The sequence below is a fragment of the Leekyejoonella antrihumi genome (genome assembly GCF_007845645.1).
Lineage (GTDB): Bacteria > Actinomycetota > Actinomycetes > Actinomycetales > Dermatophilaceae > Leekyejoonella > Leekyejoonella antrihumi.
This window is the reverse complement of sequence record NZ_VCQV01000110.1, coordinates 1-2,179: the sequence shown is the minus strand read 5'-3', so window position 1 is coordinate 2,179 and position 2,179 is coordinate 1. Positions and strand designations below refer to the sequence as shown.

The 2,179-nt window shown below is 64.4% G+C and carries 2 protein-coding genes; one reads left to right on the top strand and one right to left on the bottom strand.

Annotated elements, in window-relative coordinates; all coding sequences use genetic code 11:
• Positions 1–123: 123 nt before the first annotated feature.
• Positions 124–1,584 carry a group II intron reverse transcriptase/maturase gene (ltrA, locus tag FGL98_RS24935; RefSeq protein ID WP_146321558.1) on the bottom strand — a complete coding sequence of 487 codons (1,461 nt, stop codon included), beginning with the start codon at positions 1,582–1,584 and terminating at the stop codon, positions 124–126.
• Positions 1,585–1,900: 316 nt separating this feature from the next.
• Here ltrA and FGL98_RS26040 point away from each other — a divergent pair.
• Positions 1,901–2,179 (top strand): hypothetical protein (locus tag FGL98_RS26040; RefSeq protein WP_222432416.1); only part of this gene is annotated, 279 nt, incomplete at its 3' end.

The window sequence follows — 2,179 nt, the reverse complement described above, 5'->3', positions numbered from 1 at the left end:
GCCAGTTGGGTCGGCCCGGGGCGCGGTATCCGGATTGCTCCGGGCCCGTTTCCCCGGACCGCCCGCCGAACCCGGCGTGCGATTCTCACCGCACCGGGCTCTCCACGAGAGCATTGTTGTTGGTCAGCCGGTGGTGACTGTCGGTGTCCACGGGGTTGGGATCTGATAGCCGCGGTAGCGGTATCGAGTCACCCGGACGCTTGCCGCGCCCTTGAATTGCTTCCCGTCGACGGCGAGCCGCCAAGACCCGGGCAGGCAGAACCTGCGCCGTAGTTCTGGCCATCCGATGCGGTGCTTCTTCCGTAGCCAGTTCGTGATCCGCTCCCACGCGTAGGAGTCGATCGCCGAGAACGTGGCCTTGGACACTCCGTACCGGAAGTAGTTGGCCCACCCTCGCAGCACCCGACCCAGATAGTCCAAGAGGTATCCAGGGTCGTGGTGCAGGGTTGCTCTGTACGTCATGGTCTTCACCCGCGCCTTGATCGAGGCGATGGCCTTCTTCGAGGGCCGGGTGTACACGAACCACTTGTTGCTTCCGCGCCTCCGCATCCGTCGGATGTGAAAGCCCAGGAAGTCGAACCCGTCGTTGATGTGGACCACTCGGGTCTTGGCCGGTGACAGCCTCAACCCCATCGGGGCCAGCACGGCTGCCACCTCCGCCCGCAACTGCTCGGCATGCTCCCGCTGACCGGTGACGACGATGACGAAGTCGTCGGCGTACCTGATCAGTCGGTAGTTTGCTTTGCCCTGTCGCTTGCGGCGCTGCCGGTGGACCTCGGTCGCCATCTGCTGATTCCACTTGCTCATGAAGTGTTCATCCAGGTCTGATAGCGCGATGTTCGCCAGCAGCGGGGACAAGATCCCGCCCTGCGGGGTGCCGGTGTGCGTGCCCTCACGGATGCCGATGGTGGTCATCACCCCGGCCTTGAGGAACGCCTTGACCAGTCTCAGCACGTGCTTGTCGCCGATCCTCGCCCGGACCCTACCCAGCAACGCGACGTGATCGATCTGATCGAAACACGCCTCGATGTCGGCCTCCAGCACCCAGTGATACGACTTGGTGGTGAAGTGATGGATCTCAGCGATGGCGTCTTGCGCGCGCCGATTCGGCCGGAACCCATACGAGCACGGAGAAAAGTCCGCCTCGAAGATCGGTTCCAGCACCAGCTTGAGGGCAGCCTGCACCACCCGGTCGGTCACGGTCGGGATCCCCAACTTGCGCAGTTTCCCGCTCGACTTGGGGATCATGACCTGTCGCACTTCGACCGGCCGGAACGTGCGCGCCCGAAGCAGGTCACGCACGCGCTGCAAGAATTCCTCGGCCCCGATCCGGGATTCGATCCAGGCCACAGTGGCCCGGTCAATCCCCGGTGTCCGTGCTCCCGCGTTCCCCGCGACGCGTTGCCACGCCACCACCAGGAACGCCGGGTCACAGACCAGGTTGTACAGATCATCAAACCGGCGGCCGGGATCACCGGCCGCCCAACAATGCAGTTTGGCCTGCATCCTCTGTACCTTCACCTGAGCCCATTCCTGATCGGGCCAGATGACGGCGTCAGTGTTCACCGACGCGTCTTCAGACATTGCAGTTCCTCCTTGCTTCTCTCGCTGCCGCCCTTCCCCACGTGTCCGGCTTTCCCGGACTCGAAGTACTACGGCGGCTCCGCCCCACCCGCGCCCTTCGGCCGGCAACGTGCCTATCCCCAACGTTCGAGGAGCAGACACGGGTGGTTCCCACGTTCACTGCTGTTCGGTCAACGGGCGAGGTGCCCGGCTTTGCCCCTGCGGCCTCGTCGTGGCTACGCCGCAGACTGTCACCACGACCTGCCAGGCCCGGCACACTAACCGTCCCGACAGTTCCCCAACACCTACTCGATCACCGATATCGACGATCGACAAGATGCGGGTGCGCACCGCACACCAGCCCGTATCCACCGGGTTCGAGCTGGTCGACGATGAAGAGGCTTTACGTCACCGGTTCCTTGCGTACACCGTCCCGTCTTGCTCACCAGGCACGGCCCATCCGGTAGTGCCGGACCGCCCTGACTTCGTCGCGGCTGCTCCCACCCTCACCAGCGTTCCCTGGGTCAGGCTGCCGCCAGCTTCACCCGACCGCTGCGACGGCCAAGCGATGCAGGTCTTTCACCTCCATCCGAAACAACAGCGCCTCGTGGCGCAC

Coding starts and splice junctions, on each gene's coding strand:
- ltrA (WP_146321558.1), bottom strand. CDS start 1,584: ATGTCTGAAGACGCGTCGGTGAACACTGACGCCGTCATCTGGCCCGAT.